Annotated in this window: 25 protein-coding genes, 1 tRNA gene and 1 pseudogene; 20 read left to right on the forward strand and 7 right to left on the reverse strand. The window is 59.9% G+C overall.

Annotated features, from left to right (window positions below):
• Positions 1 to 110: 110 nt before the first annotated feature.
• From hyi to DQ405_RS04965, 5 genes are all read left to right on the forward strand, one after another.
• Positions 111 to 893: a hydroxypyruvate isomerase gene (gene hyi, locus DQ405_RS04945; RefSeq protein ID WP_168423173.1), complete on the forward strand. Its 783-nt coding sequence runs from the start codon at positions 111 to 113 to the stop codon at positions 891 to 893.
• A 33-nt stretch (positions 894 to 926) separates the two neighbouring features.
• Positions 927 to 1817 carry a 2-hydroxy-3-oxopropionate reductase gene (locus tag DQ405_RS04950; protein WP_168423174.1) on the forward strand — a complete coding sequence of 297 codons (891 nt, stop codon included), beginning with the start codon at positions 927 to 929 and terminating at the stop codon, positions 1815 to 1817.
• Positions 1818 to 2145: 328 nt separating this feature from the next.
• A complete protein-coding gene (locus DQ405_RS04955) occupies positions 2146 to 3417 on the forward strand; it encodes a glycerate kinase type-2 family protein (protein ID WP_168423175.1) in 1272 nt (423 codons plus the stop codon).
• 86 nt (positions 3418 to 3503) lie between these two features.
• A complete protein-coding gene (gene pyk, locus DQ405_RS04960; protein ID WP_168423176.1) occupies positions 3504 to 4919 on the forward strand; it encodes a pyruvate kinase in 1416 nt (471 codons plus the stop codon).
• An 86-nt stretch (positions 4920 to 5005) separates the two neighbouring features.
• Complete coding sequence (locus DQ405_RS04965; protein ID WP_168423177.1) at positions 5006 to 5893, forward strand: urea transporter; 888 nt, start codon at positions 5006 to 5008, stop codon at positions 5891 to 5893.
• A gap of 2 nt (positions 5894 to 5895) precedes the next feature.
• On the opposite strand, the gene DQ405_RS04970 is transcribed toward DQ405_RS04965, so the two are convergent.
• Entirely contained in the window at positions 5896 to 6120 is a 225-nt protein-coding gene (locus tag DQ405_RS04970) for a DUF2188 domain-containing protein (protein ID WP_168423178.1), read from the reverse strand.
• 292 nt (positions 6121 to 6412) lie between these two features.
• Here DQ405_RS04970 and hmpA point away from each other — a divergent pair, with 292 nt between their 5' ends.
• The 6 genes and pseudogenes from hmpA (at position 6413) to DQ405_RS05000 (ending at position 11505) form a co-directional block, all read left to right on the forward strand.
• On the forward strand, positions 6413 to 7591 hold the full coding sequence (gene hmpA / locus DQ405_RS04975; protein WP_168423179.1) for an NO-inducible flavohemoprotein: 1179 nt from the start codon (positions 6413 to 6415) through the stop codon (positions 7589 to 7591).
• 60 nt (positions 7592 to 7651) lie between these two features.
• Entirely contained in the window at positions 7652 to 7885 is a 234-nt protein-coding gene (locus DQ405_RS04980) for a hypothetical protein (protein ID WP_168423180.1), read from the forward strand.
• Between the two features lie 234 nt (positions 7886 to 8119).
• A pseudogene (locus DQ405_RS04985) lies at positions 8120 to 8278 on the forward strand (general stress protein); the annotation flags it as partial.
• Between the two features lie 203 nt (positions 8279 to 8481).
• Positions 8482 to 8661, forward strand: a complete 180-nt coding sequence (locus tag DQ405_RS04990) for a hypothetical protein (RefSeq protein ID WP_168423181.1) — start codon at positions 8482 to 8484, stop codon at positions 8659 to 8661.
• A 30-nt stretch (positions 8662 to 8691) separates the two neighbouring features.
• Positions 8692 to 9894, forward strand: a complete 1203-nt coding sequence (gene pncB / locus DQ405_RS04995) for a nicotinate phosphoribosyltransferase (RefSeq protein ID WP_168423182.1) — start codon at positions 8692 to 8694, stop codon at positions 9892 to 9894.
• Positions 9895 to 10125: 231 nt separating this feature from the next.
• Positions 10126 to 11505 carry an NAD(P)-binding domain-containing protein gene (locus tag DQ405_RS05000; RefSeq protein WP_168423183.1) on the forward strand — a complete coding sequence of 460 codons (1380 nt, stop codon included), beginning with the start codon at positions 10126 to 10128 and terminating at the stop codon, positions 11503 to 11505.
• 92 nt (positions 11506 to 11597) lie between these two features.
• Here the strand turns inward: DQ405_RS05000 and DQ405_RS05005 are convergent, their stop codons facing one another.
• From DQ405_RS05005 to DQ405_RS05015, 3 genes are all read right to left on the reverse strand, one after another.
• Complete coding sequence (locus DQ405_RS05005) at positions 11598 to 12776, reverse strand: GGDEF domain-containing protein (RefSeq protein WP_168423184.1); 1179 nt, start codon at positions 12774 to 12776, stop codon at positions 11598 to 11600.
• Positions 12777 to 13181: 405 nt separating this feature from the next.
• Entirely contained in the window at positions 13182 to 14084 is a 903-nt protein-coding gene (locus DQ405_RS05010) for an ATPase (protein WP_168423185.1), read from the reverse strand.
• A 324-nt stretch (positions 14085 to 14408) separates the two neighbouring features.
• Positions 14409 to 15296 (reverse strand): LysR family transcriptional regulator ArgP, encoded by an 888-nt coding sequence (locus DQ405_RS05015; RefSeq protein ID WP_168423186.1) that lies wholly within the window; start codon positions 15294 to 15296, stop codon positions 14409 to 14411.
• 96 nt (positions 15297 to 15392) lie between these two features.
• On the opposite strand from DQ405_RS05015, the gene DQ405_RS05020 reads away from it, so the two are divergent.
• The 3 genes from DQ405_RS05020 (at position 15393) to DQ405_RS05030 (ending at position 17806) form a co-directional block, all read left to right on the forward strand.
• Positions 15393 to 15995, forward strand: a complete 603-nt coding sequence (locus tag DQ405_RS05020) for a LysE/ArgO family amino acid transporter (RefSeq protein WP_168423187.1) — start codon at positions 15393 to 15395, stop codon at positions 15993 to 15995.
• 361 nt (positions 15996 to 16356) lie between these two features.
• Complete coding sequence (locus DQ405_RS05025; RefSeq protein WP_168423188.1) at positions 16357 to 16938, forward strand: superoxide dismutase; 582 nt, start codon at positions 16357 to 16359, stop codon at positions 16936 to 16938.
• A gap of 184 nt (positions 16939 to 17122) precedes the next feature.
• Positions 17123 to 17806 (forward strand): SDR family oxidoreductase, encoded by a 684-nt coding sequence (locus DQ405_RS05030; protein ID WP_168423189.1) that lies wholly within the window; start codon positions 17123 to 17125, stop codon positions 17804 to 17806.
• A 93-nt stretch (positions 17807 to 17899) separates the two neighbouring features.
• Here the strand turns inward: DQ405_RS05030 and dcd are convergent, their stop codons facing one another.
• The gene (dcd, locus tag DQ405_RS05035; RefSeq protein ID WP_045161043.1) at positions 17900 to 18466 is read right to left on the reverse strand and encodes a dCTP deaminase; all 567 of its coding nucleotides are present in this window, start codon (positions 18464 to 18466) and stop codon (positions 17900 to 17902) included.
• 322 nt (positions 18467 to 18788) lie between these two features.
• Between dcd and DQ405_RS05040 the strand changes: the two genes are divergently transcribed.
• A complete protein-coding gene (locus tag DQ405_RS05040; protein ID WP_003282211.1) occupies positions 18789 to 18998 on the forward strand; it encodes a cold-shock protein in 210 nt (69 codons plus the stop codon).
• 116 nt (positions 18999 to 19114) lie between these two features.
• Here DQ405_RS05040 and apbC read toward each other — a convergent pair whose 3' ends face one another.
• Positions 19115 to 20209 (reverse strand): iron-sulfur cluster carrier protein ApbC, encoded by a 1095-nt coding sequence (apbC, locus tag DQ405_RS05045; protein WP_168423190.1) that lies wholly within the window; start codon positions 20207 to 20209, stop codon positions 19115 to 19117.
• A 191-nt stretch (positions 20210 to 20400) separates the two neighbouring features.
• Between apbC and metG the strand changes: the two genes are divergently transcribed.
• The 4 genes from metG (at position 20401) to DQ405_RS05065 (ending at position 23589) form a co-directional block, all read left to right on the forward strand.
• A complete protein-coding gene (gene metG / locus DQ405_RS05050; RefSeq protein WP_168423191.1) occupies positions 20401 to 22443 on the forward strand; it encodes a methionine--tRNA ligase in 2043 nt (680 codons plus the stop codon).
• Positions 22444 to 22544: 101 nt separating this feature from the next.
• Positions 22545 to 22754, forward strand: coding sequence for a cysteine-rich CWC family protein (locus tag DQ405_RS05055; RefSeq protein ID WP_168423192.1), 210 nt, complete (start codon positions 22545 to 22547; stop codon positions 22752 to 22754).
• Positions 22754 to 23446, forward strand: coding sequence for a pseudouridine synthase (locus tag DQ405_RS05060; RefSeq protein WP_168423193.1), 693 nt, complete (start codon positions 22754 to 22756; stop codon positions 23444 to 23446). The genes DQ405_RS05055 and DQ405_RS05060 overlap by 1 nt, the downstream gene beginning before the upstream one ends.
• A 69-nt stretch (positions 23447 to 23515) precedes the next feature.
• Positions 23516 to 23589 (forward strand) — tRNA-Gly (locus DQ405_RS05065).
• A gap of 705 nt (positions 23590 to 24294) precedes the next feature.
• On the opposite strand, the gene DQ405_RS05070 is transcribed toward DQ405_RS05065, so the two are convergent.
• Positions 24295 to 24579, reverse strand: a complete 285-nt coding sequence (locus DQ405_RS05070) for a helix-turn-helix domain-containing protein (RefSeq protein ID WP_168423194.1) — start codon at positions 24577 to 24579, stop codon at positions 24295 to 24297.
• Between the two features lie 378 nt (positions 24580 to 24957).
• On the opposite strand from DQ405_RS05070, the gene DQ405_RS05075 reads away from it, so the two are divergent.
• A complete protein-coding gene (locus tag DQ405_RS05075; RefSeq protein WP_168423195.1) occupies positions 24958 to 25593 on the forward strand; it encodes a hypothetical protein in 636 nt (211 codons plus the stop codon).
• Positions 25594 to 25658 lie beyond the last annotated feature (65 nt).

Here is a 25658-nt window from a genome sequence, read left to right on the forward strand (position 1 = left end):
CCGTAGGGAGGATATCGCGAAGCACATCCACCGCATGCAGCACCGAGGGTGGTCATCGCACCACCGCAACGCAACACCGGAATGATCCGTACAGATCGCAAGGAGTTCTTATGCCCCGTTTTGCCGCCAACCTGTCCATGCTGTTCACCGAGATGGACTTCCTCGACCGCTTCGCCGCTGCTGCCGAAGCCGGCTTCAGCGGTGTCGAGTACCTGTTCCCTTACGACTATCCAGCCGAGGAGATCAAGGCACGGCTGGACGCCAACGGCCTGACCCAGGTGCTGTTCAACCTGCCGGCCGGTGACTGGGCCAACGGCGACCGCGGCATCGCCTGCGATCCGGAGCGGGTAGAGGAATTCCGCACCGGTGTCGACCAGGCTATCGCCTACGCCAAGGTGCTGGGCAACACGCAGGTGAACTGCCTTGCCGGTATCGCCCCCAAAGGCGCAGACCTCGGCAAGCTGGAGATGACCTTCATCGAGAACCTGCGCTATGCGGCACAGAAACTCGAAGCCGAGGGCATCCGCCTGGTGATGGAGATGATCAACACTCGCGACATCCCCCGCTTCTTCCTCAACAACACCTCGCAGGCGTTGGAAATCCGCGCCAAGGTCGGCAGCGCCAACCTGTTCCTGCAGTACGACGTCTACCACATGCAGATCATGGAAGGAGACCTCGCGCGGACCATCGAAACCAACCTGGCCGCGATCAACCATGTGCAGCTGGCTGACAATCCTGGTCGTAACGAACCGGGCACCGGCGAAATCAACTACCGCTTCCTGTTCGCGCACCTGGACCGCATTGGCTATCAGGGCTGGGTTGGCTGCGAATACAAGCCGGCCACTACCACCGAAGCCGGCCTGGGCTGGCTGAAGACGCACAACGCGATCTAAGCGAACGACTGAATAGATAGAAGGAGAATTCTCATGGCTAAAATCGGATTTATCGGTACCGGCATCATGGGCCTGCCCATGGCTCAGAACCTGCAGAAAGCCGGTCACGAACTTTTCCTCTCCGAGCATCACGACAAGGCACCTGCGGTGCTGGTCGAGGCTGGCGCCGTCGCCCTGTCCAACCCTAAGGAAGTCGCGCAAGAGGCTGAGTTCATCATCGTCATGGTGCCGGACACCCCTCAGGTCGAAGATGTGCTGTTCCGCGAGAACGGAGTCGCCGAAGGCGCTGGCCCGAACAAGGTGGTGATCGACATGAGCTCGATCTCCCCCACCGCCACCAAGCAGTTCGCCGAGAAGATCAACGCCACCGGCGCGCAGTACCTCGACGCCCCGGTGTCCGGTGGTGAAGTCGGCGCCAAGGCCGGCAGCCTGTCGATCATGGTCGGCGGCAGCGAAGAAAGCTTCGCCCGCGCCCTGCCGCTGTTCGAAGCCATGGGTAAGAACATCACCCGTGTCGGCGGCAACGGTGACGGCCAGACCGCCAAGGTGGCCAACCAGATCATCGTCGCGCTGAACATCCAGGCGGTTGCCGAAGCCCTGCTGTTCGCCGCCAAGAACGGCGCCGACCCGGCCAAGGTGCGTGAGGCGCTGATGGGCGGCTTCGCCGGCTCGAAGATCCTCGAAGTACACGGCGAGCGCATGATCAAGGGCACCTTCGATCCGGGCTTCCGCATCAATCTGCACCAGAAGGACCTCAACCTGGCTCTGGCCGGTGCGCGTGAACTGGGCCTGAACCTGCCCAACACCGCCAACGCGCAACAGGTGTTCAGCACTTGCGCATCCATCGGCGGCAGCGGCTGGGACCACTCTGCGCTGATCAAGGGCCTGGAGCACATGTCCAATTTCTCGATCCGCAAAAAGTAAAAAGCTTCGAGCCAGTTGAGCCGAGCCTGCGGTAGCCACCTTCACGGGACCAGACAGAATCGGGTGGTGGCACACCGCAACGCTTGGCGCCAACAACGCTCAGAGGGTTGGACCGCATGTGCGCGACAGCCAGGGCTTGCGGCATTTCCGCAGCCTTGGCCCTGCGAACAGCGCAGCTCAACCGCCGCCCTCGGGTGGCACCCTTTCGATCCGCTCGGCAGAAGGAGTCACGGCCCGACTGCCGGGCGGTCGATTCCAGACCTTAGCGCTTGCATTGCCGAGCCTTAAGGTCTGGAATCGGCTCCAGACCTACTAGAAGGAGCAGTACATGAGCCTCGACCCGCAAGCCTTTCTGCGCGAGCTGTTCTCCGCCGCTATCGATGCCGCCCATCCGCGCCAGGTGCTGGCAGACCATCTGCCCGCCGACCGCAGCGGCCGCGCCATCGTCATCGGCGCTGGCAAAGCTGCAGCGGCCATGGCCGAGGCCATCGAAGCCGCCTGGGAAGGCGAGATTTCCGGCCTGGTGGTCACGCGTTACGGTCACGGCGCCGACTGCCGCAAGATCGAGGTGGTGGAAGCCGCGCATCCAGTGCCGGACGACGCCGGCGAACGCGTCGCCCGCCGGGTCCTGGAGATGGTCAGTAACCTCGAAGAAAGCGACCGGGTGATCTTCCTGCTCTCCGGCGGCGGCTCCTCGCTGCTGGCGCTGCCGGCCGAAGGCATCAGCCTTGCCGACAAGCAGGCGATCAACAAGGCGCTGCTGCGCTCCGGCGCGCATATCGGCGAAATGAACTGCGTACGCAAGCACCTCTCGGCGATCAAAGGCGGTCGTCTGGCCAAGGCCTGCTGGCCGGCGAGCGTGTACACCTACGCGATTTCTGACGTGCCCGGCGACGAAGCGACGGTGATCGCCTCCGGCCCGACCGTGGCGGACCCAACGACTTCAGCCGAAGCGCTGGCGATCCTTGCACGCTACAACATCGAGATTCCGCAGAACGTCCGCGCCTGGCTGGAAGATCCCCGCTCGGAGACGGTAAAGGCGGACGATCCCTGCCTGTCACGCAGCCATTTCCAGCTGATCGCCAAGCCGCAGCAGTCCCTCGATGCGGCGGCGGAAAAGGCCCGTGCTGCCGGCATTACGCCGTTGATCCTCGGCGATCTGGAAGGTGAAGCACGTGAGGTGGCCAAAGTCCACGGTGGCATCGCGCGCCAGGTGGTGCTGCATGGCCAGCCGCTCACTCCGCCTTGCGTGATTCTTTCCGGCGGCGAGACCACGGTGACGGTGCGCGGAAATGGCCGTGGTGGTCGCAATGCCGAGTTTCTACTGAGCCTCACGGAAAACTTGCAAGGTTTGCCCAACGTCTATGCGCTGGCGGGCGACACCGATGGCATCGACGGCTCGGAAGACAACGCCGGCGCGCTGATGACACCGGATAGCCTGGCCCGCGCCGAAGCCGTCGGCCTGAAAGCCGCCGACGAGTTAGCCAACAACAATGGCTACGGTTATTTCGAAGCGCTCGAAGCCCTGCTGATGACCGGCCCGACACGCACCAACGTCAACGACTTCCGCGCCATCCTGATCCTGCCGTCGCCCCGCTAAGGGACGGCACGCGCGAACTGCTACACGAGCCTGCCTCCAGCGCTGCTAGGCGCGTTTCCTAACAACAACTGCCGATAGAGCCTGCCATGACACCCGACAAGAAGGTCAAGATCCTCGCCACCCTCGGACCGGCTACTCGCAGCATCGATGATGTTCGCGAGCTGGTAGAGAATGGCGTCAACCTGTTCCGCCTCAACTTCAGCCACGGCGAGCACGCCGACCACGCCGAACGCTTCACCTGGATCCGTGAGGTCGAGCGCCAGCTCAATCAACCGATCGGTATTCTCATGGACTTGCAGGGTCCTAAGTTGCGCGTAGGTCGTTTTGCCGAAGGCAAGGTGAATCTGGCCCGCGGCCAAACCCTGCGGCTCGACCTCGACCCGACGCCGGGCGACAGCACGCGGGTCAACCTGCCGCATCCTGAGATCATCGATGCGCTGCAGCCGGGCATGAGCCTGCTGGTGGATGACGGGCGGCTACGCCTGACCGTCATCGCCAAGCATGCCGATGCCATCGACACGCGCGTGGTAGCCGGCGGCGAGCTGTCCGACCGTAAAGGTGTCAACGTGCCCGAAGCGGTGCTGGAGCTCAGTCCGCTGACCGACAAGGATCGCCGTGACCTGGCGTTTGGGCTCGAACTGGGCGTCGACTGGGTAGCGCTGTCGTTCGTTCAGCGACCGGAAGACATTCATGAAGCACGCGAGCTGATCGGCAACCGCGCCTTTTTGATGGCCAAGATCGAAAAGCCCTCGGCCGTGCAGCATTTGCGGGAAATCGCCCGGCTGAGCGACGCCATCATGGTGGCGCGCGGTGACCTGGGCGTCGAAGTGCCGGCCGAAAACGTGCCGCGCATCCAGAAGAATATCGTCCGCACCTGCCGCCAGCTCGGGCGTCCTGTGGTCGTGGCGACGCAGATGCTTGAATCGATGCGCTTCTCCCCTGCCCCAACACGCGCCGAGGTCACCGACGTCGCCAACGCCGTGGCCGAAGGGGCCGATGCGGTCATGCTGTCGGCGGAAACCGCGTCGGGTGACTATCCGCTGGAAGCCGTGAGCATGATGAGCAAGATCATCCGCCAAGTGGAGAGCGGCCCCGACTTCCAGGCTCAGCTGGATGTACACCGGCCCAACGCCGAAGCCACTCTGCCTGACGCCATCAGCTGCGCGATCCGGCGAATTTGTGGCATCCTGCCCGTCGCGGTGCTGGTCAACTACACCGAATCCGGACGCTCCAGCCTGCGCGCCTCGCGCGAGCGACCGAGCACACCGATTCTGAGCCTGACGCCGAACCTGGCGACGGCGCGCAAGTTGACTGTCGCCTGGGGCGTGTATTCGATGATTGATGCGCCGATGCACGACATGGAACACGTATGCCTGAACGCACTGGAACTGGCTCGTGCCCAGGGCATGGCCGGCACGGGCGACACGGTGCTGATCACAGCGGGCGTGCCGCTGGGGCAACCGGGAACGACCAATTCACTGCGGATAGAGACACTCAACTAGCATCCGATGCCTTCCGCCTGCTCGCTTTCGTGCATGCAGGCGGGAACCCACCGGTCTCACCTACCGTTCAACCAAGACTCCTGACAATGCGCCGTGCTTACCTGCCGCATGCATCGCATGCGGTACTCAACGGTGTCAGCCAGATATTCCTGCAGGCAAACCCTGTCTGCGGGGCGCTGATACTCGTGACGATCGCCCTGTATGCACCTTCGCTACTAGCCGGCACCTTGCTCGGCCTGCTCAGCGGAACCCTCGCCGCCTGGTGCCTGGGCTATGCACGTGACGATATCGAACTCGGCCTGTACGGATACAACCCCGCGCTGCTGGGGTTGCTGATTACGCTCGTGTTGGGATCGTCGGCGCTGGCGCTGATACTGGTAATGCTGGCCGGGGCGCTCTCAAGTCCGCTGCAAAGACGTCTCTTGCGGCTCATGCGCGAGCGCGGTGGGCCGGCCGTGTTGACCCTCGCCTTCGTGCTGTTCGGCTGGTTGGCGCTGGCCTTGGCAGGGATGCTCGAATCGGTCGCCGAAGCTCGACTGGTCGAATTCGAGGTGGACGGCTGGGGTGCCCTCGGCGCCATGGCGAGCGGCGTGGGTCAGGTGATATTTCTCGGGGAACCCGCTGCGGGCCTCTGCCTGCTGCTGGCGTTGCTGGTTGCCGACAGGCGCGCTGCACTATGGGCGCTCTGCGGATCGGCCGTCGGCGTGTATAGCGCCCTGCTGGCGGGTGCAACGGAGCAACAGGCGCTGGCGGGGCTGGCGGGCTACAACCCGGCGCTAGCGGCGCTGGCGCTGAGCCAGATACACCGCTCTGCATTGATACCCACACTAGGAATCGCGCTGGCCATCGGTTTCAAACTGGCCTTCGACCAGCTGAGCCTCCCGCCGCTGACCATGCCGTTTATCCTGGCCTGCTGGGTTGTGGCCCTCGCGACGCAACGGGATCGGCGCCAGCCCGAAACCCGGCTCGTCTGAATCTAGCCCTTGGTCGCGCGCGGGTCCTGATCGCGCGGGTAAGTCCGCTCTTCTTCGATCTGGCCGTCGAGGGTGTGGATTTTCACCGAGGCCGTACGCAGCTTCATGTAGTCCCGGGTCTCGTTGATGATGTCGTCCTTGGTTGTGGCTTCAAGCAGCGCCCGCTTGTCTCCCTCTTCACGCAGTACCCAACGATCATCTTCGTGCGTGATGTGGTAGTTCTCCATGCTGCAACCTCCTTTGGTCATCGATAGTTAAAGCTATAGAACGCGTGCACGCGTAGCGGTTCGATGACGGCTCGTGCCGCTACCGCCGGCCAAGCGGTACTGACAACCCTAACGGGTATAAATAACCACCAAAAAACAGGGTTTAAATCACCCGCGCACGAATCCACGCCCTTGATTCCGGTCAATTCCAGGGCTGGAACGGATATTGATAGGGATAGAGCAACCCGTCCCGTGCTGCGCTTGAGGCGTATCACCCTAGAGACGGGTCTCCCAAATTATTTGGAGCCTATCGATGCTTTGCGCTGAACAACGTGCCCTGATCAAAGCCACCGTTCCACTCCTGGAAACCGGTGGTGAAGCACTCACCAACCACTTCTACAAACTGATGCTGGCCGAGCACCCCGAAGTGCGCCCACTTTTCAACCAGGCTCACCAGGCGAGCGGTGAGCAGCCCCGAGCACTGGCCAACGGCGTATTGATGTATGCCAAGCACATTGATCGCCTGGACCAGCTCGGCGGCTTGGTATCGCAGATCATTAACAAGCATGTAGCGCTGCAGGTCTTGCCGGAGCATTACCCCATCGTTGGCTCCTGCCTGCTGCGGGCGATTCGCGAAGTGCTCGGCGAAGAGATCGCCACCGATGCAGTGATAGATGCCTGGGCCGCCGCCTATGGGCAGCTGGCGGACATTCTCATCGGCAGCGAGGAATCCTTGTACAGCGCCACGGCGGATGCTCCCGGCGGCTGGCGCGGCGTCCGCGCGTTCCGAATCGTCGGTAAGGTGGCCGAGAGTGCAGAGATCGCCTCCTTCTATCTGGAGCCGGAAGACGGCGGTGCTGTTATCGCGCACAAGCCCGGCCAATACATCGGCCTACGCCTGCTTATCGACGGTCAGGAGATCCGCCGCAACTATTCGCTCTCCTCAGCCAGTAACGGTCGTAGCTACCGCATCAGCGTCAAGCGCGAACCAGGCGGCGTGGCTTCTAACGCTCTGCATCGCATGGAAGAAGGCCAGCGCCTCGAACTGTTCGCGCCCGCCGGGGACTTCACGCTTCAGCCCAGCGACAAGCCGCTGGTGCTCATCAGTGGTGGTGTCGGCATCACACCCACCCTGGCGATGCTGGAGGAAGCAGTCACGACGGATCGACCGATCCACTTCATCCACTGCGCGCGTAACGCCGATGCCCATGCATTCCGCCGCACGATCGACGCGCTAGCCGAGCGGCACGGTCAGCTCAAGCGCTTCTACTGCTATGACGAACATGAGGGAGATGAGCTCCAACCTGATGCCATCGGCCTGATGACCGAAGAACGGCTGAGTAGCTGGCTTCCGGCTGATCGCGACCTGGATGCCTATTTCCTCGGCCCCAAACCTTTCATGGCGGCGATTCGGCGACAGCTGCTTGCGCTTGGGGTCCCGGAGCATCAGGCACGCTACGAATTCTTCGGCCCGGCCTCCGCGCTGGAGTGAACCCGGACGGGCCTGCGATCGCCGGCCCGTATCCAGACCATCGTCACGAGGGAAATACCAATGACCTTGCAACCCTTCGATGCACATCGCCTGCTCATCATCGCCAACCTCTCAATGGCGATCGGTCTGGCATTGCTATTGTTCGGCGTCGCTGGCGCCTATTTTTTCGACCAGCACCTGGCCCTGGGCATGGTGGTCGCCTGCCACGCGCTGGTGATTCTCGGCCCAACCGCGCTCAAGATCGGCTATGTAATGCGTCTTTTGGCTCAGCGACAGCTTATATTGGCCGCGTGACTTCACAGGGCGCCTAACTTTGGCCGCAGACCGTGACGACACCTTTGCCGTTTCGCTGTGGTTTCATAACGCCATAACTGAATTAATTACACGAACCATTCGTCTGCCGCTTGTTCTTTGCTAGAAACTCCTATGACGTAACCAGGCTCTTAGTCCATGAAGGCTGATGTTGTGGTTCAGCCCTATTGCGTCTCTATCCATCGAGGAGAAAAAGACATGGCAAACAAGAATCCCGGCAACTTTGCCAATGATCGCGAGAAGGCGTCTGAAGCAGGCAAGAAGGGCGGCCACAACAGCGGCGGCAACTTCGCCAATGACCGTGAAAAGGCCTCGGAAGCAGGCCGTAAAGGCGGTCAAAACAGCCACGGCGGTGGGCGTAACAGCAACAGCTGATGATTATCGGCACAAAAAGGGCAAAGGCTAAAACCTTTGCCCTTTTTTGTTTTGTTCTTTTCCAGCGCAATATGGATAAGTTCCACAGACAGTTTTCCTGCGACAATAAACCGACACGCCTCGGCGCTAGTCAACTTGAAACTTATTTATATAGCCATCCATAGAAACGGCAGGACGTTTAACATTTTCGGGAGACTACCAAGATGGACAAACTCGATAAGGAAACATCCATAATCAACCCTGGCGATGAGGCAGTTCCAGGAACGCCCGGCACTGGTGAAAACATCTGCCCGGTATGCAATGGCAGCGGGCGTAGCGACGCTGGTGAATGCCAAAACTGCGGTGGCACCGGTAAGGTGATCGAAGGTATCGGCGGAGCTTGATACCGCCCCTCCAGCCGTCAGGAGCAGCCAATGAACGTCAGCATCTTTTCCGACCAGATCATCCAAAGCCTGCTGGATACTGACTACTACAAGCTGACGATGATGCAAGCCGTGCTGCATCACTACCCCAACGCCGAGGTCGAGTGGGCCTTTCGCAGCCGTTCCGGGGAAGACCTGGCGCCCTATCTCGACGAGATACGCAGGCAGATCGAGGCGCTAGCCGAGCTGCGCATCAATCAGGACGAGCTCGCCTTTCTCGATGGCATTCCCTATATGCAGCCGGATTTCATCCGCTTCCTGGGACTTTTTCGCTTCGATTTGCGCTACGTACGGGTCGAGCTCGAAGCCGGCGAGCTGGTGGTTTATCTGCGCGGCCCATGGCTCCATGTGATCCTCTTTGAGGTCCCGTTGCTGGCAATCATCAGCGAGGTACGTAATCGAGCCCGCTACCCGGACGTGACTCTTGAACAAGCCGAGGCACGCCTCGAGGACAAACTGCAATGGCTGCGCGACGAAGCCACCGATGAAGAGCTGGCGGAATTCAATCTTGCCGACTTCGGAACCCGCCGACGCTTCTCCTTTGCAGTACAAAGGCTGGTCGTCGAGCGGCTGAAAGGTGGATTCCCGGGGAATTTCGTCGGCACCAGCAATGTTCACCTCGCCCGAACGTTGAACCTGAAGCCCATGGGTACCATGGCCCATGAATGGATCATGGCGCATCAGCAACTGGGCCCCCGGCTGATCGACAGCCAGAGCGCGGCGCTGGATTGCTGGGCCCGCGAATACCGCGGCGCCCTGGGTATCGCCATCACCGATTGCATCACGATGGATGCCTTTACCGCCGACTTCGATCTATATCTGGCGAAACTCTTCGACGGACTTCGTCACGACTCCGGCGACCCGATCGAATGGGCAGAAAAAGCCATTGTTCACTACCGCCGCCTCGGCATCGATCCGATGACGCGGCAGCTGGTGTTTTCCGATGGACTCGATTTCCCCAAAGCACTCAGCATCTACCGTGCCCTAGCCGGGCGCAGCAACACCAGTTTCGGCATCGGCACGCAGCTCACCTGCGATATACCGGGCGTCGAGCCGACCAATATGGTGATCAAGATGACCAGTTGCAACGGCCAACCGGTGGCGAAGATTTCCGACTCATCGGGCAAGACCATGTGTCGCGACGAGGCGTTCGTGGCGTATCTCAAGCATGTGTTTGGCGTGAACGGTCACTGACTACTGGCAGATGCTGTCGCAGCATAATTTCGTTACAAAATGATGCGAAGCCGTCCGATGAGCCTGTAGCTCCCACAGCGCCGTCAATACCGAGGATTCCGAGAAGCTTCTAAAAGTTGGAATCAGCGTACGTTTGGCCGCGATTTGCAGGTTAATTCGGGCTACGCGATTTTGAGCCAAACGCTCGTCACGCTAAGGTTGAAAGGATTACCGATGTGAAAGGAGCATGGTTTGACCCTGAGAATCGCAATATTAGGGGCCGGCCCAAGCGGCCTCGCCCAGCTTCGCGCTTTTGAATCTGCCCGCCTCGCCGGCCTTGAAGATATGCCTGAAATTGTCTGTTTCGAAAAGCAGAACGACCTCGGCGGGATGTGGAACTACACTTGGCGAACCGGCCTCGACAAGAACGGCGAACCGGTTCACGGCAGCATGTATCGCTACCTCTGGTCCAACGGACCGAAAGAATGCCTTGAGTTCGCCGACTATTCGTTCGAAGAGCACTTCGGCCGTGCCATCCCCTCCTACCCACCGCGCGAAGTTCTGAAGAATTACATCATCGGCCGGGTCGACAAGGACAATCTGCGCCAGTACATCCGCTTCGAATCGCCGGCACACTGGGTCAGCTTCGATGAACAATCGCAGACCTTCTGCGTCACCGTGATGGATTACAAAGCCGGCCAGCTAAAAACCGAAGAATTCGATTTCGTGGTGGTCGCAACCGGCCATTTTTCCACGCCCAACACACCCTACTTCCCCGGTCTGGAGCGCTTTCCGGGCCGTGTGCTGCATGCCCATGATTTCCGCGATGCGCTGGAATTCAAAGGTAAGGATCTGCTGCTGGTCGGCAGCAGCTACTCGGCAGAGGATATCGGCACGCAGTGCTACAAGTACGGCGCCAAGTCAGTAACGGTCAGCTATCGATCCAATCCCATGGGCTACGATTGGCCGACGGGTTTCAATGAAGTGCCAATGCTCGAACGCCTCGAAGGTAACGTCGCGCATTTCCAGGATGGCATCAGCAAGCCGGTCGACGCGATCATTCTCTGCACCGGCTATCAGCATCATTTCCCGTTCCTACCGGATGAGCTGCGCCTGCAGACGAACAACCGGCTGTATCCGCTGGGCATCTACAAAGGCGTTTTCTGGGAAGCCAATCCGCGCCTGATCTACCTGGGCATGCAGGACCAGTACTTCACTTTCAACATGTTCGATGCACAGGCCTGGTACGCGCGCGATGTGATGCTCGGACGCATTCCGCTCCCGGATGCTGCCGCCATGCAGGCAGACATCGGGCACTGGCGTGACCGCGAAGAAGCCCTGAAGACCGCTGGCGAGGAAATCGACTTTCAGGCCGCCTATATACGCGACCTGATGGACCAGACGGACTATCCAGAGTTTGGCGTCGAGCAACAGGGCGAGCTGTTCAAGCAATGGAAGCAGCACAAGAAAGCGGACATCATGGGTTACCGCAACCAGAGCTACGCCTCAACACTGACCGGTACGATGGCGCCTCCCTTGCCCGCGCCCTGGCTGGAGATTCTCGACGATTCGTTGGAAACTTTCCTCGACAACGATTTCCAGCGAGCCGCAGCCTTGACGGAAACCGTCTGATACACAGCGTGCCCGGCTGAAGCCGGGCGCTGCATTGTTTACGGGCTTCGGGGTCGACTATTGCACCCAGCCGCAGCTTCGATTGGTGGCGTTCAGGCGATACCCTCGTCTTCGGCGTCGGCCCCGAAACTGAGTCGGTTGCGGCCCTCCGCCTTTGCCCTCCGCATGCGGGCGCAGGCTGCTTCGAGCAATCCGAGATGGCTCTCGGCGAAATCGAAGCAGCGCTCGGCCAGACCGATGCTCGCCGTTAACGGTTGACCATCCGGTCTCCGCGCCAGGCCGCGCTGCACCAGGCGTTCCATAGCCCGTCTGGCCTGTTCCATATCCGTGTCGGGCATGACCACCACAAACGCGTTTCCACCCCAGCGCAACACACTGTCCGAGCTCCGCAGGCTGGCAAGCATGTTCCGTGTGCACTCGCACATCACTTGGTTCCCCGCCTCGTGGTCCCAGGTATCGTTGATCGAACTGAAATGATCCAGGTCGATGAACGCCAGCGCCAACCCCGTGTCGTTGCGCCGTGCGACATTCCACTGCAATTGCAGGATCTCCTGGCCACTGCCGCGGGAGAACACCCCGGTGAGCGGATCTCGGATCGTCTGGCGCACCAACGTGAAGGTGAAAGCAAGCTGGCTCATGCCCGCCAGCGCAGCCACCGCAGCGACAAGCAACAGCAGCCAGGCATTGCCAATGAAGTCGGGCCAGCTCAGCGTTTCCCAACTGACGTACCCGACGAGCGCCTGGGCCACGAGCACGGCCAAGGCCACGACCAAGCTCTCCAATAGCGTCAATGGGAAGAGCGCAAGCCCAGCCATCACCACAACAGGCAGAACGGCGTACCCGCTGGCGAGCACTGCGGCGATCTCGGTGTGCGGATAGGCCGTGAGCAGCATTTGAGAGGCGAAATGAAAAACCGCCGGAATGACAAACAGGGCAGCGATTGCTCGGTAAGCATCGAACAGCGTACCGTTCGGCCGGCAAAACAGCAGCAGACAGACTAACCCGGCGCATGCCACCAGTCTGAAAGTCGCAAGACCGATCCATAGCGGGTAGGTGAACGCCACGAGGTCAATGAGACTCCACGCGGGAATCAGCACCACGAACAGCAGGGCGACCGCTCGAGCCCGGCGGAGGATCAGCGTCGCTCGGCATTGGCTCAACAGAAACGAATGCCCCTGTGGATCGACCAATTGCTTCAGGTCGTTCCGGTCGAACTCACCGGGCAACAGAGAGGCCAGGCGATTCAGCAGACGATCAAGTACTGACGGCATTTTGCTTGAACCCAAAAGAACGGTTGGCCCTGGCAAGCAGAGCGCGTGCGGCCCGATAGTAGCGCTTTGATATCCAGCATCAGTCACGCCAATCAAGACCCCGGACTGTCCAGGGTGGACGGAACAGCGAGTCGGGATACTCGGTTAGCGGCGGCAATCGATTAATCCATAGGCTCGCGCGAATATTTCTTCCATGTAGCGACCTGCCGCACATAGCGCATACAGCGTCTGCGCAATCTCAACGTTAGATGGCGGGGCGAAGTGGCTCGGCGCGGGAGCGACCAACCGCTTGATTGGGGAGGTGGTGAGCTTGCCGAACGGAGTGAATCGCACTCGGCGAATCGGAATCAGCCGCTACATCTTATGTAGCGGCTTCTTGCATTCCGTGGAGTAGACGAAGCCTGCTCAGCGACGGTCGATCTGCTCCTGTAGGTTGGCAATCTGGGATTGCAGCGTGCTGATATTGCGAGTCATCTGCGCGCGGAATGCATCGAACTCGGATGTGTTGACGCCAGGCGTAGCAGCGGGCCGGTTGTCCAGTTCGCTACGCAGGATCAGCACATCCTGTTCGAGCCGGCTGATCGCCTGGCTACTGTCGCCTCGCTGCTTCAGCGCGGCGATATCCTTGCTCAACCCATCGATCCGGGCCGACAGTTTGCCCAGCTCATCCACCGATCCCTTCAGACCAGCCACCGACGATTCGAGCGTCGCCTGTTCTCCGGCAACCTTCTTGACCGTCTCTGCGAGCGTTGCGACAGTGTTTTGCTGGCCCCGCAGCTCGGTGGCCACGCTTTCGACGCGGGAGCCCTGATCGTCCAGGCGTTTATCCTGATTACCCTGCCGGCCGGTCAGGCTCTGCTGCTGAGTAGTGATTGCCCGCTGCTGCTCCGCCAGATCCAAAACCTGCTTTTCCAGCTGCTTGATACGCAGCTTCAAGGCTTCGCCTTCTGTGGTGACGCTGGATTCAGTCGCCACGATCTTCCCGGAAATGTCCTGCAGGCGGCCGGTAGCGTCTTCGCTGATGCGCGCAAAGCTTTCCTGGGTGGCGACCAGCTGCGCCTCGAGTCTGGAAACCTGCTGCGTGCTCCACCAGCCCAGTGCCGCCAACAAGCCGAACAGCGCCACGATCATGATCCACAGCGGCGCGGTGCTGACAGCGCGTCGCTTCTGCCGCGGCCGCGTGTCATCCGGGCCGTGGCTGACCGGCTTGCTGATTGGCTCGAGCTCCGGCGCAGGATAGGGGTCGCGGTCGCGACCGGCGGTCAGACTGGGTACGTTGTCCAGTTCGTCGTGAGCATCGTTGCGCATGGGTTACCTTTGATGGCGCGAAGCGAGAAACAGCGCGCAGTATAACGATTCAGCCGGGCCACATCAGCGGCATCGACAGGCATATGTCGCACCTTCAGCAGGCGTTTGGCGCAGCAGCGGCTCAAGATCGTGCAGTCCAGGCGATGCTGACGGCGTGCCTTTATTCAGGTGATGAAACGATTCGCGACCTCGGCAAGCAGTTGGCCACTTAGCGACATGCCTCCACCCGTCCTGGTGACGAAGCCGTCGCTGCCCCTGATAGCCGTGGACGGCATGGCCCACCGACGCGCATCTATCGCCGCCAGCGCGCCGTGACCTGAACCGTTAATTGACGAGCCACTGCTTCACCGAGCTTGTCAGCTGCCGGGTAAGCTCGGCAAGCAGCTCGCCGCCATTGCGCCAGTGATGCCAATAGAGCGGTACATCGATCGGATTGCCGCGATGCACATCGACCAACGCCCCGCTAGAAATCTCCGCTCGCACTTGCAGCTCCGGCACCAGCCCCCAACCGAGATCGCTTTGCAGCAACCGGACAAAACCCTCCGATGACGGACACAGATGATGACTGAAGGCACCGCTCAGGCCCAACGAGGCCAGATAGCGATGCTGCAATTGATCATCCGGACCGAACACGATTGCCGGCGCGCGCAATAACGCTTCCGACGGTCGACCATCATTTAGATACCTCGCAATGAACGCTGGGCTGGCCAGGGCGCGATAACGCATGGCTCCGAGAAACTGACTGCGCGCACCCGCCAGCGGCCGCTCCACGGCGCATACGCACGCGGCAACCTCCCCTGCTCGCATACGCTTGAGTCCTACGTCCTGATCTTCCAGCACGTGATCGAGCACGACGCCATTTGCCGTGCAGAACGGCGCCACCGCTTCGGCCCACCAGGTCGAAAGGCTGTCGGCGTTAAGGGCAATACGCAACCGCTCGGGCAGCTGGCCTTCACTCAGTTCTGGCACCTGGCCTTGCAGATCCCGCTCCAACAGACGTACCTGCTGCACGTGATTGAGCAGGCGCCGTCCAACTTCAGTCGGCTGAGGCGGTGTGGCACGCAGCAGCACCGGCTGCCCGAGCCGCGCCTCCAGCAGTTTGATGCGCTGAGATACCGCCGATTGCGACAGTCCCAACGCCTGTGCGGCCCGATCGAACCCAGCCTGCTCGACCACAGCTGTCAAAGCGGCCAGCAACTTGTAGTCGAACATCAGTTTCCTTATATAGCATTACGATATTTCGTTTTCCTTATACTTCAGAGCTGCCGAAACTGCGAGCCATCTTCAACGCAACTCAGGCAGAGCATTATGTGGCAGAGCTATTTCAACGGGTTACTGGTCGCGGCAGGCCTGATCATCGCCATCGGCGCGCAGAATGCCTTTGTCCTGGCGCAGAGTCTGCGCCGCGAGCACCACCTGCCGGTCGCTGCCCTCTGCATCTTTTGCGACGTCGTGCTGGTCAGCGTGGGAGTCTTTGGCCTCGCCGCGGTACTGGCGGAAAACCCGCTGCTGCTTCAGATCACACGCTGGGGTGGCGTGCTGTTCCTACTGTCCTACGGCGTCATCGCATTGCGTCGTGCTGCACGTCCCCAAGCCTTAACGGAAGACGCTCAACACGGTCAGCGCTCGTTAAAGAGCGTCCTGGTCGCGGCGCTGGCGGTGACGTTGCTCAACCCACACGTCTATCTCGATACGGTACTGCTGATCGGCTCGCTCGGCGCTCAACAGCCCGAGCCTGGCGCCTACACCCTAGGCGCAGCGAGCGCATCAACGCTGTGGTTTTTGATTCTTGCGCTTGGCGGCGCCTGGCTGGCGCCCTGGCTCGCACGGCCACTGACCTGGCGCCTGATTGACTTGGGCGTGGCGGGAATGATGTTCGCCGTCGCCGCGCAACTGGTTTTCGTTGCCTGAGGAACGCCCGCGCCAATCAGCGGTCCACGCAGAGGGTCTCAAGCACCACAAGCCCTGCGCAGGCCTCGGCTGCGGGGCTCTGGCTTCGGCTTTCCCACACAGTTGGCGCGTGGTTTTGCCGCAGGCTGGGTGCTATGATCCTTGATTCGCGGGCATGGAGCGGAACGTTTCAGCCCGCCACAACGGCCGCCCGTGAACGGCCGAAAGAATGCGCACGCATGTAGCGAGCGAAGGGAAAGACAGGCGTAAACGGACGAACATCAGTGCAGTAGTTTCTCCGTTCCGCGAGGCGCTGGACACCAGCGCAGACTGCCTCCTTCCGAGCCGCATCTATTCTCGACACCTGAGCAGGAGATACACCATGGCTTTCGAATTGCCGCCGCTTCCGTTTGAAAAGAACGCCCTCGAGCCGCACATTTCCGCCGAGACTTTCGAATACCACCACGGCAAGCACCACCAAGCTTACGTGACCAACCTGAACAACCTGATCCCGGGCACCGAGTTCGAAGGCAAGGATCTGGAAACCATCATCAAGTCCTCATCCGGTGGCATTTTCAACAACGCCGCTCAGGTCTGGAACCACACCTTCTTCTGGAACTGCATGGCACCGAACGCCGGTGGCCAGCCGACCGGCGCCCTGGCTGATGCCATCAACGCCGCTTTCGGCGACTTCGACAAGTTCAAGGAAGAGTTCACCAAGACCGCCATCGGCACCTTCGGCTCCGGCTGGGCCTGGCTGGTGAAGAAGTCCGACGGCAGCGTCGGCCTGGCGAGCACCATCGGTGCCGGCAACCCGATGACCGCTGGTGACAAGCCGCTGCTGACCTGCGACGTCTGGGAACACGCCTACTACATCGACTACCGCAATGCTCGCCCGAAATTCGTCGAAGCATTCTGGAACGTGGTGAACTGGGACTTCGTCGCGAAGAACTTCGCTGGCTGAGTCACCCTGCTAGCAACACGGGACAGCTCACCCGCCCCGTGACGCTCGCAACCGAAGTGCCCGCATCCCGGTGATGCGGGCATTTTTGTTTCAGCGGTACAGCACTCGCGGCCAGGCCCCGGCAGGCAACTCCGGAGCAGAGCCAGGTATGCTGGCTACCCCGCCCTCTCTCGGAGCTTCTCCCATGTCCAAAACAGTTCTAATCATCGGCGCATCAAGAGGGCTTGGCCTGGGTCTAGCCAAGCGATTCGCCAGCGAAGGATGGCAGGTGATCGCGACCGCCCGTGATCCGCAGCGTGCGAGTGAACTGAAGGCCATCGCCAATATCCGCATCGAACCGCTTGATATAGACGATGCAGAGGGTGTCGACGCCCTCGCCCGGCAGCTGTCCGGGACCACGCTCGACGTGCTCTACATCAATGCGGGTACTTCCGGCGCTCGCACGCTCTCGGCTGAAACGGCCAGTCGCGAGGAGGTCAGCCAGCTGTTCATGACCAACGCGGTCGCGCCGGTGCGGCTGGCCAGGCGCATGCTGCCTCTGGTCGATCCGCGCACCGGGGTCATCATTTTCATGAGCTCTATCATGGGCAGCGTCGAAGCGGGTCCCGGGATGGGCATGCCGCTCTACGGCGCGAGCAAGGCGGCTCTCAACCACTTGACCCGTACTTTCGTCGCCGACCTTGGAGAAGCGACGGGTCTGACCGTACTCTCGATGCATCCTGGATGGGTAAAGACTGATATGGGCGGCGCTGAAGCACCATTGGATATCGAAACCAGTTGCCGCGGGATGGTCGAGCAGGTTACCCGCGCGGTTGGCCAGGGCGGCCATCGTTTCATCGACTATCAGGGCGAAACACTACCCTGGTGATCGGCATGGCGGCGAGCAGGTCTTAAGATCAGAATGCGGGCATCCCAGCTACTGCCCGCATCGATAGATTCAGCCAGGCGCTCCAGAAAGGCTTTATGCCTTGGGTAACGTCACGCCGCGCTGCCCCTGGTATTTGCCGCCGCGATCGCGATAGGACGTCTCGCATTCTTCGTCCGACTCCAGAAACAACATCTGCGCTACACCCTCGTTGGCGTAGATCTTCGCCGGCAGCGTGGTGGTGTTGGAAAATTCCAGCGTCACATGCCCTTCCCACTCCGGCTCGAGCGGCGTCACGTTGACGATAATGCCGCAGCGCGCATAGGTGCTTTTACCCAGGCAGATGGTCAGCACGTTGCGTGGGATGCGGAAATACTCGACCGTGCGCGCCAGCGCGAAGGAGTTCGGCGGGATGATGCAGACGTCGCTCTTGATGTCGACGAAGCTCTTCTCGTCGAAGTTCTTCGGATCGACAATTGCCGAATTGATGTTGGTGAAGATCTTGAATTCATCGGCGCAGCGCACGTCGTAGCCGTAGCTGGAGACGCCATAGGAGATCAGGCGCTCGCTGCCCTCGCCGCGCATCTGGCGCTCGACGTAGGGCTCGATCATGCCGTGCTCCTGGGCCATCCGGCGAATCCACTTATCCGATTTGATGCTCATGGCGGGCGTCCTGATTTGGCTGGTAGTTGTCAAAGAAAGGCGTGCATCTTACCGAGCCCGTGAGGCCTGTTCAAAGGCCGTCGCCTGGGACCGTGCGCCGCGCCCGTCCGGTGCTGGGAAGAAACTGAAAATAATGCTCGCATTGCTACGGAAATGCGGTATCTTTCATTGGCTGCTGCTGCATGTGTCACCGTGAATCGCTACATGTTTAGATTTCGATCCGATCATTGCTACGACTCCTTTAACTCCTTGCACACAGTCACCGTTCGGGGTATTTGCCCGTTCAAATCATCTCTACACCTTGTTCAAGGAGACATTTCAAATGTCCAATCGCCAAACCGGTACCGTTAAGTGGTTCAACGATGAGAAAGGCTTCGGCTTCATCACTCCGCAATCCGGTGACGACCTTTTCGTACACTTCCGCGCCATCCAGGGCGACGGTTTCAAGAGCCTGAAAGAAGGCCAGCAAGTTTCCTTCGTCGCTACCCGCGGCCAGAAGGGCATGCAAGCTGAGGAAGTTCAGGTTATCTAACCTGAGGCTTCTCTGAAAAAGCCCCGCTTCGGCGGGGCTTTTTTATGCCTGCAATTGGCTGAACGCCGAACCATCGGAGCTACGGGCAGCGCCAGCCGCCGCCCGCCTATCGCCGTTCAGTCATCAGATACCATGATGTTCGGCATCGACTGCGCAATAATCTGCCCGCTCTGGGAAATCCGCGCACCCACTGCGCGCGCCATCTGCTGATAAATCATGGCGATCTGGCTTTCCGGGTCGGCAATGGCCGTCGGCTTGCCTGCATCGGCCTGCGTCCGGATGGCCATGGACAGCGGCAACGAGGCCAGCAACTCGACATTGTATTGAGAGGCCAGCTTCTCGCCCCCGCCTTCCCCGAACAGATGCTCTGCATGGCCACAATTGGAGCAGATGTGAATAGCCATGTTCTCCACCACGCCCAGCACGGGGATGTTCACCTTGCGGAACATCTCCACACCCTTTTTCGCATCCAGCAGCGCCAGATCCTGTGGCGTGGTGACGATCACCGCCCCTACCACCGGCACTTTTTGCGCCAGGGTCAACTGGATGTCGCCGGTGCCCGGCGGCATGTCCACGACAAGATAGTCGAGATCATTCCAGGCGGTCTGGGTGATCAATTGCAGCAAGGCGCCGGACACCATCGGGCCGCGCCAGACCATCGGCGTCTTGTCATCAGCGAGAAAGGCCATCGACATGATCTGCACGCCGTGCGCTTCCAGCGGGATAAAGGCTTTGTTGTCACGGATTTCCGGGCGAGTGCCTTCGGGAATGCCGAACATGATGCCCTGACTAGGCCCGTAGATATCCGCGTCCAGCACACCTACGCGCGCGCCTTCACGCGCCAGCGCCAGCGCCAGGTTGGCGGCGGTGGTGGACTTGCCCACACCACCTTTGCCAGAAGCAACCGCGATGATGTTCTTAACGTTACTCAGCGACTCCAGCTGATCCTGCGCCTTGTGCGGCTGGATCACGCAATCGACCTGCACGTCGGCGCGCGTCACGCCTTCGAGTTGCTCTATCGCCATTGCCAGCATCTGCGCCCAGCCGCCGCGAAACAGCCCGGCTGCATAACCGAGTTCGAGCCGCACGCTAACGCAATCGCCTTGAATATCGACCGAACGCAGGCATCCGGCCGCAACCGGATCCTGATTCAGATGAGGGTCGGTGTACTGACGCAGTACGGCTTCCACAGCTTCGCGTGTGACTGACATGACAACTCCCAAAAACCAAAATAAAACAGGCGGGCATCTTACCCCGTGGTGCAGCGCCTGGCCCATCAGGGCGAACAAGACGACTGGCATGAGCCATTCGACCTACTACCGACGCGCCAGTGCGGATGAAAAAAATGCGCCGCACCTTTATAGTTGGCGACTCACTTCGCAATCCCGACTGCAGATTTCCAATGTCCGAAGCTCGCCAGATCCTCGTTACCAGTGCCCTGCCCTACGCCAACGGTTCGATCCACCTTGGCCACATGCTCGAGTACATCCAGACGGACATGTGGGTGCGGTTCCAGAAGCTGCGCGGCAACCAATGCATCTATGTCTGCGCTGACGACGCCCATGGCTCGGCCATCATGCTACGCGCAGAGAAAGAAGGCATTACGCCGGAGCAGCTGATCGCCAATGTCCAGGCCGAACACAGCGCCGACTTTGCCGACTTCCTAGTGAACTTCGACAACTTCCATTCGACCCACTCCGAAGAAAACCGCCAACTGTCGGAGATGATTTATGCCCGCCTGGCCGAAGCCGGACATATCGCTACTCGCTCCGTGACTCAGTATTTCGATCCGGAAAAGGGCATGTTCCTCGCCGACCGCTTCATCAAGGGCACCTGCCCGAAGTGCGCGGCTGAAGACCAGTACGGCGACAACTGCGAAAAATGCGGCGCGACGTACGAGCCCACCGAACTGAAGGATCCACGCTCGGCCATCTCTGGCGCGACACCGGTTCTGCGCGACTCCAAGCACTTCTTCTTCAAGCTGCCCGATTTCGAGGCCATGCTGAAAGAGTGGACCCGCGGCGGCAGCCTGCAGGAATCGGTCGCCAACAAGATCGCCGAGTGGCTCGATGGAGGCCTGCATGAGTGGGACATCTCCCGCGATGCGCCCTACTTCGGCTTCGAGATCCCGGGCGAGCCCGGCAAATACTTCTACGTCTGGCTCGACGCACCAATCGGCTACATGGCCAGTTTCAAGAACCTCTGCGCGCGCCGCCCGGAACTGGATTTCGATTCGTTCTGGAACAGGGGCTCCAAGGCCGAGCTGTATCACTTCATCGGCAAGGACATCATCAATTTTCATACGCTGTTCTGGCCCGCGATGCTTGAGGGCGCGGGATTGCGCAAGCCCACCGCGGTCAACGTGCACGGCTACCTGACGGTGAACGGGCAGAAGATGTCCAAGTCCCGCGGCACCTTTATCAAGGCACGCACCTACCTCGAGCACCTGAATCCGGAGTACCTGCGCTACTACTACGCCGCGAAACTCGGCCGCGGCGTGGACGACTTGGACTTGAACCTCGAAGACTTCGTGCAGAAGGTCAACTCCGATCTGGTGGGCAAGGTGGTCAACATTGCCAGCCGCTGCGCCGGCTTCATTCATAAAGGCAACGGCGGTCTGATGGCGACGGAAAATGCCGCGCCGGAATTGACCGAGGCCTTCAGAGCCGCTGCGCCATCCATTGCTGACGCCTACGAGAACCGAGATTTCGCCCGAGCCATGCGCGAAATCATGGCCCTGGCCGACCGCGCCAACGCCTGGATCGCCGACAAGGCGCCGTGGGCATTGAACAAACAGGAAGGCACGCAGGATGAAGTCCAAGCTATTTGTGCGACCGGCATCAACCTGTTCCGCCAGCTGGTGATCTTCCTCAAGCCGGTGCTGCCGAACCTGGCCGCCGATGCTGAGCGCTTCCTGAATGTCGATCCTTTGACCTGGAATGACCACCGGACGCTGCTGAACAACCACCAGCTGAACGCGTTCACCCCGCTGCTGACCCGTATCGAACCCGCCAAGATCGAAGCCATGATTGAATCGTCCAAGGAAGACCTCGCGTCCACCGAAGCCGCTGCCCAGCCGAGCGGTAATGGTGAGCTGACCAAAGAGCCCATTGCCGCCGAAATCACCTTCGACCAATTCGCTGCCGTGGACCTGCGCATCGCGCTGATCGAAAAATGCGAGTTTGTTGAAGGCGCCGATAAGCTGCTGCGCCTGACCTTGGACATCGGCGACGCCAAGCGCAACGTGTTCTCCGGCATCAAGAGCGCCTACCCGGACCCAAGCAAACTGGAAGGTCGCCTGACCCTGTATGTTGCCAACCTGGCCGCGCGCAAGATGAAATTCGGCATCTCCGAAGGGATGGTGCTGGCCGCCGGGCCAGGCGGCGAAGATATCTACCTGCTCAGCCCGGACAGCGGTGCCAAGCCTGGCCAACGCGTGAAGTAATGAAATGATCGGCCTGGAAGCCAGACATCACGCCTGGTCCCAGGCCGATTCCCGTTCGACCGTCCCAGCGCAGCACCCGCTGTCGACGCCCGGAGGCGGCCATGAGCGAGACCCTCGCCCCTAGTAAATGCCCGGTTTGCGGCCAACCCAACCAATGCGGCCTGTCCGACCCGGCCACCGCTACGCAGCCGTGCTGGTGCTTTGACGCGGAGATTGCGCCGGGCACCCGCGCACAGATTCCTGATGTTGCGCTTCACAAAGCCTGCATCTGCCAACGCTGCGCCCGCGGCGAGTTACCCGCAGAACTCTGATGCGCCTCGACCGCTTCCTCGCCAATCTACCCCACTGCAGCCACAGGCAAGCCCGCCTGCTGCTCGCCTCAGGCCGCGCATCGGTCAACGGCCACATCATCCGCGACGGCACCCATGACGTCCGGATCTTCGACCGTGTCGAACTCGACGGCGAACGGCTTCAAGCTGGCAAACCGGCGCGCTTTTTCATGCTGAACAAACCGCCCGGCTACGTCAGCGCCACAGCCGATCCTCAGCACCCCACCGTGCTCGACCTACTGGATGAACCGGAAAAAGAGGAGCTGCACATCGCCGGTCGGCTGGACAGCAACACCACGGGGCTGTTAATCATCACCAACGACGGCCTCTGGTCGCGGCGCCTGACCCAACCCGAAAGCCTGCTAGGCAAAACTTATCTGGTAGAAACGGATGCCCTGATCGACCCGACTTGCGTCGACCACTTCGCCCAGGGCCTGTATTTTCGCTACGAGAACCTCACCACCCTGCCCGCCGAACTTGTACTGCTCGGATCGCACCAGGCCCGCCTGACCCTGCGCCAGGGCCGCTACCATCAGGTCAAACGGATGTTCGGCCGATTCAACAACAAAGTGATCAGCCTGCATCGAGAACGCATGGGCCCGTTGACGCTGGACGCCGGCCTCGCACCGGGTGAGTACCGCGCGCTGACACCAGCCGAAATCGCGCAAATCTGAGCCACTCACCGAAAAGCCAGCGAGCCCGCTTCATTTCCACACGGCCTTCTGGTACAAAGGCACCCCTGAGCGGGCGTCGTATAATGGCATTACCTGAGCTTCCCAAGCTCATGACGAGGGTTCGATTCCCTTCGCCCGCTCCAGATACCGCATGATAAGGCCCTGTTTTTACAGGGCTTTTTCGTTTCTGGCTTTTGTTGGTGTCGAAAAAGGGTCGAAAGGTCGAAAGGGTCGAGAATCTTCTTTGTGCTGCTGCTTAAGAGGATGTTCCTTCGAGAAGGCTTCTGGCACGAGAAAAAAGCAACACTGAGCCAACAGTGCGATTCCCAAGCCAAAGAATAAGACGCCCTTTCCGAGCTGAAACTTATCGTATTCAACATACGCCCACAGCACTGGAATCGCCATTAGAACCCCAGCCAAAGCACGCCAAAGGGAATGGAATGCCGTACCAATTTCTCGCCAAGTAGACCGCCAAAAAGTCGACCTAGCCTTTATTAGATCGCTTTTCTTCCAAACCCAGCGATCAATAGCGACTGCCAAAACGTATGGCGCAGGTAGAAACATTAGCTACCAGAGCAAAAAATCCGACGGCATCTGAGCTTTGATTGCAGTATTCAGCGATTCAACGCCGCCGACACCATAGGCCATAAAAACAGGAATGCTTCCTAAAGCAATGGCGATGGTGAGTTCTTGGTAAAAACCTTTTGCGGTTATCCATAGCGCTTCAAAGTTAATCTAGCAGACGCCATCATAGTGACATCTCAACTCAGTCGGCTAGATCCGTCGAGTCGACCGCCCTTTTTCCGCGCATCGCGCAAAGTCATGCCCGACAGGGCGCCTAATAGGAATTAAGCTGAAAGTGCCTGAATGACGTGCTTCGGATCGTTATGGATGGCGCGCAGCAGCGCCTTTGCTGGTCCGGTCGGTTCGCGTCGGCCTTGTTCCCAGTTACGCAGCGTACCCAGTTGGACATCGATCATGGCTGCGAACTTGGCTTGGGTCAGCCCGGTCGCCTTGCGGATCTCTTTCACCTGCAACGAGTCAACGACGAACTCCCGCGAGGGTTGACGTTCGCCACGGTGAATCTCTAAAAATGATAACCAAAGAGTACGCCAGTGGCGCACCTCCTTCAATTAATTCGATTACTGGCTAGCGAGCGGCAGCGTGATACCGGCCAACGGCTATCTAAAGTCAATCTTCTCCCGAAGGAAAGTCCAAAACTACGAACGCGGCTCGCTGATTTACCGCGACTGCCGTGAAGGCGCGAAGGATGCTTTCAAGCAAATGTGTGGTCGATACGAACCGGCATGCACTGCCGCAAATAACTTCATGCCATGAAGAGGCACCAACCTAGAGCTGACTCGATCATGATGGTATGGCAGCTAGGATTAACCCCGAGCACTTTCTGTTTGGCTCTTTCGGTGTATTTCGTAACCTAAACGGACCGACAACACTCTCCTTTGCTTCGCCTGTGATGTACGGAGCTCATCCAATGCGAACAGGAGATTCCAATGTTAAAAATCACTCCTTTGGCTGCAACGCTTTTAGTGGCAGTAAGCGGCAGCGTCTTAGCCAATGAACACGTGGCTGACGTCGAACAGATCGGCACAAATAACAGCGCAGAACAGACGCAGAGCGGCGTCATGCAGCGTTCTTACATTCTGCAGAATGGCACCGAGAACAGAGCGCTCACCGACCAGACCGGAACCAGCAGCGAGGGTAGCCGGGCGAGCATCGAGCAAGTGGGCGCGCTAAACGTAGCTGAGGTCTACCAAGTGAATGGAGTCCGTCCTGGTATGGCAAGCGCTGACATTTACCAGAAAGGAACCTCTAATATCGCCGTGCTTGAACAGCACGAGCGCAGGGACGAGTTTTCAGCCACCGCGACTATCCATCAGGAAGGAACAGGCAACCGACTAAATGCTAGCCAAAGTTGGGTACAGAACACGTTGAATGTAGTATCGATTGGTCAGGACAACGTTGTTGATGCGATCCAGACCGGATTTAGTACGCTCCAGGTCGAGCAGACCGGGACTGCCAATCGGCTGAAGTACGAAAACACCACTAATTATGGTGATGCTTTTGCGGCGGTCCAGCAAGTTGGAACTGCTAAGGATGGTCTGAAAAAGACTTCCCGAATCTGGTGAAATACGCCGATCCCGTTGCCCGAGTTTCCCGATGAAGCAAATGACCTTCGCCGACGCCGAGTACG

It is taken from the genome of Pseudomonas sp. SST3 (genome assembly GCF_003325755.1).

Bases quoted from the DNA above. Each gene is read 5' to 3' on its own strand.
- DQ405_RS04970 (WP_168423178.1), bottom strand. From the start codon at position 6,120: ATGGAGAACTACCACATCACGCACGAAGATGATCGTTGGGTACTGCGT.
- DQ405_RS04965 (WP_168423177.1), top strand. From the start codon at position 5,006: ATGCGCCGTGCTTACCTGCCGCATGCATCGCATGCGGTACTCAACGGT.
- DQ405_RS05055 (WP_168423192.1), top strand. From the start codon at position 22,545: ATGAGCGAGACCCTCGCCCCTAGTAAATGCCCGGTTTGCGGCCAACCC.
- DQ405_RS05010 (WP_168423185.1), bottom strand. From the start codon at position 14,084: ATGCGCAACGATGCTCACGACGAACTGGACAACGTACCCAGTCTGACC.
- hmpA (WP_168423179.1), top strand. From the start codon at position 6,413: ATGCTTTGCGCTGAACAACGTGCCCTGATCAAAGCCACCGTTCCACTC.
- DQ405_RS05075 (WP_168423195.1), top strand. From the start codon at position 24,958: ATGTTAAAAATCACTCCTTTGGCTGCAACGCTTTTAGTGGCAGTAAGC.
- apbC (WP_168423190.1), bottom strand. From the start codon at position 20,209: ATGTCAGTCACACGCGAAGCTGTGGAAGCCGTACTGCGTCAGTACACC.
- pyk (WP_168423176.1), top strand. From the start codon at position 3,504: ATGACACCCGACAAGAAGGTCAAGATCCTCGCCACCCTCGGACCGGCT.
- dcd (WP_045161043.1), bottom strand. From the start codon at position 18,466: ATGAGCATCAAATCGGATAAGTGGATTCGCCGGATGGCCCAGGAGCAC.
- DQ405_RS05040 (WP_003282211.1), top strand. From the start codon at position 18,789: ATGTCCAATCGCCAAACCGGTACCGTTAAGTGGTTCAACGATGAGAAA.
- DQ405_RS05025 (WP_168423188.1), top strand. From the start codon at position 16,357: ATGGCTTTCGAATTGCCGCCGCTTCCGTTTGAAAAGAACGCCCTCGAG.
- DQ405_RS05020 (WP_168423187.1), top strand. From the start codon at position 15,393: ATGTGGCAGAGCTATTTCAACGGGTTACTGGTCGCGGCAGGCCTGATC.
- DQ405_RS05060 (WP_168423193.1), top strand. From the start codon at position 22,754: ATGCGCCTCGACCGCTTCCTCGCCAATCTACCCCACTGCAGCCACAGG.
- DQ405_RS04950 (WP_168423174.1), top strand. From the start codon at position 927: ATGGCTAAAATCGGATTTATCGGTACCGGCATCATGGGCCTGCCCATG.
- DQ405_RS04980 (WP_168423180.1), top strand. From the start codon at position 7,652: ATGACCTTGCAACCCTTCGATGCACATCGCCTGCTCATCATCGCCAAC.
- DQ405_RS05005 (WP_168423184.1), bottom strand. From the start codon at position 12,776: ATGCCGTCAGTACTTGATCGTCTGCTGAATCGCCTGGCCTCTCTGTTG.
- pncB (WP_168423182.1), top strand. From the start codon at position 8,692: ATGAACGTCAGCATCTTTTCCGACCAGATCATCCAAAGCCTGCTGGAT.
- hyi (WP_168423173.1), top strand. From the start codon at position 111: ATGCCCCGTTTTGCCGCCAACCTGTCCATGCTGTTCACCGAGATGGAC.
- DQ405_RS05030 (WP_168423189.1), top strand. From the start codon at position 17,123: ATGTCCAAAACAGTTCTAATCATCGGCGCATCAAGAGGGCTTGGCCTG.
- DQ405_RS04955 (WP_168423175.1), top strand. From the start codon at position 2,146: ATGAGCCTCGACCCGCAAGCCTTTCTGCGCGAGCTGTTCTCCGCCGCT.
- DQ405_RS05015 (WP_168423186.1), bottom strand. From the start codon at position 15,296: ATGTTCGACTACAAGTTGCTGGCCGCTTTGACAGCTGTGGTCGAGCAG.
- DQ405_RS04990 (WP_168423181.1), top strand. From the start codon at position 8,482: ATGGACAAACTCGATAAGGAAACATCCATAATCAACCCTGGCGATGAG.
- metG (WP_168423191.1), top strand. From the start codon at position 20,401: ATGTCCGAAGCTCGCCAGATCCTCGTTACCAGTGCCCTGCCCTACGCC.